This window comes from Nocardia sp. CC201C, from assembly GCF_030010695.1.
GTDB classification, from domain to species: Bacteria; Actinomycetota; Actinomycetes; order Mycobacteriales; family Mycobacteriaceae; genus Nocardia; species Nocardia otitidiscaviarum.
The window spans coordinates 1-6423 of record NZ_JASCXP010000426.1 but is presented as its reverse complement, the minus strand read 5'-3'; the positions used below and the strand labels follow the sequence as shown (position 1 = coordinate 6423).

At 70.2% G+C, this 6423-nt stretch carries 3 protein-coding genes and 2 pseudogenes; 2 read left to right on the top strand and 3 right to left on the bottom strand.

From position 1 onward, the window contains the following. A pseudogene (locus tag QK444_RS30615) lies at positions 1-1689 on the bottom strand (hypothetical protein); the annotation flags it as partial. Positions 1690-1699: 10 nt separating this feature from the next. Continuing rightward, the gene (locus tag QK444_RS30610; RefSeq protein ID WP_282785577.1) at positions 1700-3382 is read right to left on the bottom strand and encodes an Hsp70 family protein; all 1683 of its coding nucleotides are present in this window, start codon (positions 3380-3382) and stop codon (positions 1700-1702) included. 50 nt (positions 3383-3432) lie between these two features. On the opposite strand from QK444_RS30610, the gene grpE reads away from it, so the two are divergent. Together grpE and QK444_RS30600 are read left to right on the top strand one after the other, a co-directional pair. Beyond that, a complete protein-coding gene (gene grpE, locus QK444_RS30605; RefSeq protein ID WP_282785576.1) occupies positions 3433-3993 on the top strand; it encodes a nucleotide exchange factor GrpE in 561 nt (186 codons plus the stop codon). A gap of 41 nt (positions 3994-4034) precedes the next feature. Next, on the top strand, positions 4035-5162 hold the full coding sequence (locus QK444_RS30600; RefSeq protein WP_282785575.1) for a Rieske 2Fe-2S domain-containing protein: 1128 nt from the start codon (positions 4035-4037) through the stop codon (positions 5160-5162). On the opposite strand, the pseudogene QK444_RS30595 reads toward QK444_RS30600, so the two are convergent. Continuing rightward, positions 5159-6262 (bottom strand): annotated as a pseudogene (locus QK444_RS30595) (MATE family efflux transporter); the annotation flags it as partial. The gene QK444_RS30600 and the pseudogene QK444_RS30595 overlap by 4 nt on opposite strands. Positions 6263-6423: the final 161 nt, after the last annotated feature.

Below are 6423 nucleotides of genomic sequence, written 5' to 3'. Positions count from 1 at the left end.
ACCTTGCGGATTGGGGACGTCGGAGGCATGGCGCTCCAGATACTGCAGGTGGTCGAGGGCCTCGACATAGCGTTTGCCCGCGCAGCCGACGGTGGCCGAACGCCATCGGACCACCGCCTCGGCGAGCACCCGATCCACCTCCTCGGCCACGGGGAGCACCGAGGTCATACCGGTGCCGTCGGCGTCGACCGCGCGACGCGCCCGCTCCACATGGTGGGCGGCCTTGCGCGGATGCCCGGCGCGCAGCGCGGCCCGTGCGGCCTTCAGGGGTTCCTCCCAGGCGCGTGGGTGCGGACTCGCGGAGGTAGTGCCGTACCCGCCCCCGGATGTCGAACCGCGGCGGTCGGAGCCGTGACCCGAAGCGTCCCGCGCCGCACCGCCATGCGGGAAACCGTGGACAGAACCGCCCTGTGCCCCGGTGCCGTATCCGGACCTCTGCGCCGAACCGCCTTGTCCCCCACCGTCGTATCCGAACCCCTGCGCCGCACCGCCCTGTCCCCCGGAGCGGTATCCGGATCCTTGCGTCGCACCGTCAGGTGTCTCGGTTGTGTGAGCGGACCCATGCGCCGAACCGTCCGGTTCCGGTCCTCTCCGCGAGGCGCCGTGGGCCGAATCGCCTTGCGCCGCTTCCCGGTGCGATCCGTCGTGGGCCGCGCCACCCGGCCCGACACCCGGTGCGGACGTCCCCCGAGCGTCCGGCACCCCCGTGACGCCCTCCACGGTCGATCCCAGTTCGGTCGCGAGCCCGATGACCACCTGCTGCGCCGTCGTGTGGTCCAGTCCGCCCGCGATGGCCTCGTGCACCAGGAAGTCGTAATCCGCTTCCACCAGTTGGTCTTCCACCAGGATGGCGGCGCGGACCTGGGGGCGCAGTTGGTCGGCGACGTCGGCGGCGATGGCGCGCAGATAGTCGTCGACGGTGTGGCCGCCGGGTTCGAGCAGATCCTGGACGTGTACCAGCAGTTCGTCCAGGACCACGCGGACGCGACCGGGGGGCAGTTCGCGGGTGCGGGCGCGCAGCGCTTCGGCACGCAGCCGGATCTCGGCGGTCTCGTGGGCGCGGGCGTAGTCCAGACCGAGCAGCACGAGCAGGGTCGGAACGGGGTCGCCGGGGAGCAGGCGCTCGTACTCGGTGAGCAGCTGGCGGATCTGCTGACGCCGCTGCGCAGTCACCTCGGTCGTGGGCGGCGCTGCGGCCGTGGGGGTTTCGTCGAGAATCCGGTGTCGGCGCAGCCGGGCGGCGATCTCGTCGGCGTCGAGTCCGCTGAGCTTGCCGATATCCTCGAGGCCGGGGAGCTTCGCGGCGGGAATTCCCCCGTGTCGGTTCACCATTCGTTCGATGGCGGTGTCGAGCATCTCGTAGCGCTCGCCCTCGCGCCGCGCCCGCAGCTGCCGTACCCGATCGGCCTCCACCCGCCGTGCGGCCGCCGACAGCAGGGGGTACGACAGCTCTTCGTGGCCGTCCACCAGCAGCCCGACCAGCACCCGGTACTTCGGATGGTCGCGCTGCTTCTGCCAGAAGCCCCACACCTGCTCGATCCGCGCTTCCACCTCGGTGTCGGTGAGCGTGGTCGCCTCGTCGAGCGGAATGTCGTAGAGCTCGAAGGCATCCGAATGCTCGAGGCCGCCGCGGCGCTCCACGGCGGCGAGCACGCGTTTGCGATAGTCGTTGGGGCTGAAGGGCTGCATCTGTTCTCGCCTAGGCGGGGCGGCGGCGGGTGCGCTGCAACTGGTCCAGTTCGCGTGCCACATCCGCCTGCGACAGGGTCGCGCCGGTCTGCACCGACAGGGTCAGCGGCATGCGCGCCTCCACGTGATAGGCGGTGACGTGCAAGACCCCGTCGAACCCCATCTCGAAGGTGACCTGCACTTCGCTGCCCGCCGAATAGCCGGGCGGAATATTGCGAATATGACCCTCCACCAAGACTTTCGCATCCTCGGGCCGCATGGAGGCGGCCTGGCCCTGCTGTTCGACGATGGTGAGTTCGATCTGATCCTGATCGGCGCGCACGGTGCCGTAGGAGCGGCGCACCCGAATGGGCAGGGTCTGATTGCGGTGCACCAGCCAGCTGGCGGCCAGGCCGCTGTAGGGGTCCAGCGCCAGCACGCCGAATCCGCGCGACACCACGGTGTCGACCCGGATCTCGAGCATGCGCCGCACCAGGCCCACCGGTTGTCCGAAGGAATCGGCCACCCGCGCGATGGACTGCTCCAGATCGGCCGGGGACGCCTCGCGCAGTTCCGCGCCGTCGCGCAGCCGCCCGCGAGTCACCAGGTCGGCGACCACCAGGCGTTCCATCTCCAGCTTCTCGCCGTAGAGTGCCGCGCCGCGCGCCACCGACAGGTCCGGGTCGCGCAGTTCGCCCACCAGGCCCAGTTCACGCTGCAATTCCCGCGCCACCATGGGCATGCGGGAGGAGCCGCCGACCAGCAGCACCCGGTCCACGGCGTGCACACCGCGCTGCCCGGCCGCGGCCAGGCACGCCTTGGTGAGGTCGAGGGTGCGGCGCATGAGCGAGGCGGTCATGGCCTCCATCTCGGCGCGGGTGAGCGTGACGACCGCGCGGACCCCGTCGTGGGCGACCACCACCTCGGTGCTCTCGGCCTCGCTCAGTTCGTGTTTGGCGCGTTCGGCGGCCAGCACCAGCATCTGCGATCCGGCCGAATCGTCCAGCGGATCCTCGGCCTCCGGATGCTCCGCGCAGAACCGCTGCGACAGGTGCAGTGCGATGCGCTCGTCCCAATCCGCACCGCCCAGCTGATGGTCGCCCTCCACCGCGAGCACGGAGATGCGCCGGTCGGCCAGTTCGATGACGGTGGCGTCGAAGGTGCCACCGCCGAGGTCGTAGACGAGGACGGTTTCGCGGGTGTCGCCCTTGCCGACATCGAGGCTGCCGTCGAGCCGCCCGAAACCGTAGGACAGCGCGGCCGCGATGGGTTCGGAGAGCACGCCGGCCACGTCGAATCCGGCGTAACTTCCGGCCTGCATGGTGGCACGGCGTTCCTCGTCGCCGAAGTACGCGGGCACGGTGACGACCACCCGCTGCACCGGCTGCGCCCCCGCGAATTCCGCGTCGGCCGCGAGGCTCTTGAGGATCAGCGAGGACACCGCGGGCGCCGACCACGCCTGCCCGTGCGCCATGAACCGCCAGTCCGCATCGCCCATCCGGCGCTTCACCAGGGCGCACACGTGCTCCGGATCCAGTCGGGCCTGCCGTCGCGCGCCCTCGCCGACCACGTGGTCGTTCGCGGAGGCGAACAGGACCACCGAGGGGACCGTCGGTTCACCGTTCAACCCAACCAGAACCTCTGGGCGACCATCCGCGTCGATACGTGCGATAGCGGAATTCGTCGTGCCCAGGTCTATGCCGAAGACCCCCATGGCTGGCGATCGTAGCAGCCGAAATCCGACGGCGGCGATACAGTTTGCCGGTGACCGAATCCGCCGCAGCCGCCGGGCAATCCGAGACCGACGCGACGACCGATACCGAACCCGGACCGGATGTGTCCGCGCCGGTGACCGACCACCTCACCGAGCGGGTGCTCGAGCGCGTGGACGATCTCGCCCGGGTGATCGCCCGGCAGGCGGGCACCATCGAGCGGTTGGCCGACGAGGCCAAGATCCGAGCCCAGCGGGAGCGGGCCGGGGCGGATCTGCCGCTGGTGGTGGAGCTGTTCGCGCTCTACGGCGACGCTCGGACGCTCGCGGACACGGCGGGATCCGAGACCGAGCGGGCCGCGTTCGAGACCTTCGCGGGGCGGGTGGAGCGTCTGCTCACCGGGCGCGGTGGGCGACTCGTGGAACCGGAGCCCGGAGCGGCGTTCGACGCGCTGACCATGGAGGCCGCCGAGGTGACGGCCACCGAAGATCCGGCGGCGGACCGCACCGTCGATGCGGTGGTGGCGCCGGGGCTGCTGGTGGCGGAGCGGTCGGTGCGTCCGGCACGGGTGGTGGTGCGGCGGCACCGCTCCGCAGCCGCGCCGCAAAACTAGAACAGGTTGCAATTTTGCGCCGAGGTGCTTACCCTCGGCTCATGGCGCACACTCGAAGCCAGACCTATCGGTCCATCGATGTGGGGCAGCCGATGACCCGCTATGCGCGCGGATGGCACTGCCTCGGACTGGCGGAGACCTTCCGCGACGGTCAACCCCACGCGATCCAGGCGTTCGGCGGGAAGCTCGTCGTCTGGGCGGACAGCAAGGGTGAGCTGCACGTGCTGGACGGCTACTGCCGCCATATGGGCGCGGACCTCTCCTACGGCAGCGTCAAGGGCGACGATATCGCCTGCCCGTTCCACGACTGGCGCTGGCGCGGCGACGGACGCTGTGCCGCAATCCCTTACGCGCGCCGGGTACCGCCGCTGGCGCGCACGCGGTCGTGGACCACCTGCGAGGAGAACGGGCAACTGTTCGTGTGGAACGGCCCGGAGGGCAATCCCCCGCCGCCCGAGGTCACCATTCCCCACATCGAGGGCATCGAGACCGACCTGTGGAGCGACTGGAGTTGGAACTCCATGCTCATCGAGGGCTCGCACTGCCGCGAGATCGTGGACAACAACGTGGATATGGCGCACTTCTTCTATATCCACTTCGCGTATCCGGTGTACTTCAAGAACGTCTTCGAAGGACATGTGGCGACGCAGTATCTGCGGTCGAAGGGTCGGCCCGACATGGCCACCGGATCGAACTATTCGCAGATGGCGCTCTTGCGTTCGGAGGCTTCGTATTACGGGCCGTCATACATGATCAACTACCTGCACAACGACTTCGAGGACTACACCGTCGAAGCGGTGCTGATCAACTGCCATTATCCGGTGACCCAGGACTCATTCGTCCTCCAGTACGGGGTGAGCGTGCAGCGGATTCCCGGACTGCCGCCCGAGAAGGCCGACAAGCTGGCCAAGGCGTTCGCCAAGAGCTTCGGCGTCGGCTTCCTCCAGGACGTGGAGATCTGGAAACACAAGACCCGCATCGACAATCCGCTGCTCACCCAGGAGGACGGGCCGGTGTACCAGCACCGCCGCTGGTACGAGCAGTTCTACGTGGACGTCGCCGATGTGACGCCGGAGATGACGCAGCGCTTCGAATTCGAGGTCGACACCACGCACGCCAACCGGGCCTGGCAGGCCGAAGTGGCGGCCAACCTGGAACAGCGGGATTAGGCGAGGCGGCGCGGCAGCTCGGCGCCCGTGCGCGCCCATTGTCCCGACAGCGTCCGCCACGACACCGTGATCAGGCGCAGCACCATGAAAGCGACCAGGCCCCACCAGATTCCGGCGATCCCCCAGTCGTAGGCGAGCGAGAGCCAGATGACCGGCAGGAAGCCGAGCAGGGCCGAACCGAGGGTGGCATTGCGCAGGAAGGCGGCGTCACCCGCGCCGAGCAGCACGCCGTCCAAAGCGAAGACGACGCCCGCGATGGGGATGATGGCGACGAAGAACCACCACACCACGTGGGTGCGGTCCAGCACTCCGGCGTCGTCGGTGAACAGCAGCGGAATCACGGTGTGCCCCAAGGCGAAAACCACCGCCAGCGCCACCGCGAAGATCGTGGACCAGCCGGTGATCCGGCGCGCGAGTCCCTGTGCGCCCCGGACGTTGTTCGCGCCCAGCGCCGCACCCACCAGCGTCTGCGCCGCGATGGCCAGCGAATCCAGGGTCAGGGCCAGGAAATTCCACAGTTGCAGGACCAGTTGGTGGGCGGCCACCGAGGCCGCGCCGAAGCGGGCCGCCACCGCCGCCGCGGAGACGAAACAGGCTTGGAAGGCCAGGCTGCGGGCAATGAGGTCGCGGCCCAGCACCAGTTGCGCCTTCATGATGTCGGGTCGCGGAGCCAGCGGCACCCGGGCGCGGAACAGCGCGCGCACGAACAGCCCGCCGGTCACACACTGCCCGATGAGATTGGCGACAGCCGAACCCGCCAGCTCCAGGCGCGGCGCGCCCAGCAGCCCGTGCACCAGCACCGGGCACACCACGGCCGACAGCGCCAGTCCCGCAACCACATACAGCAGCGGACGCCGCGTCTGCTGCACGCCGCGCATCCACCCGTTCCCGGCCATCGACAGCAGAATCAGCGGCACCCCGAACAGGGCGATGCGCAACCACGGCAGCGCCTCGTCGGCGATCTCGGAACCACCCGCGATGGCCCGGGTCACCGGCCCCGCCAACGTCTGCACGACAACGACGATCGCCAGCCCCACCCCGACCGCTATCCAACTCGCCTGCACCCCCACCCCCCCCGCCCCCCGCGGCAACCCCGCCCCCGGCCGCCGCCCCCCCCCCGCCCGGGGGGGCGGCGGGCCCCCGGCCGGGGGGGGTTGGCAGGGAGAGCCCGGGGGGTGGGTCCGGGGGGGGCCCCCCCCGGGGGGGGGGGGTGGGGGGGGGGGGGGGGGGGGGGGGGTGGGGGGGGCGGGGGGGGGGGGGG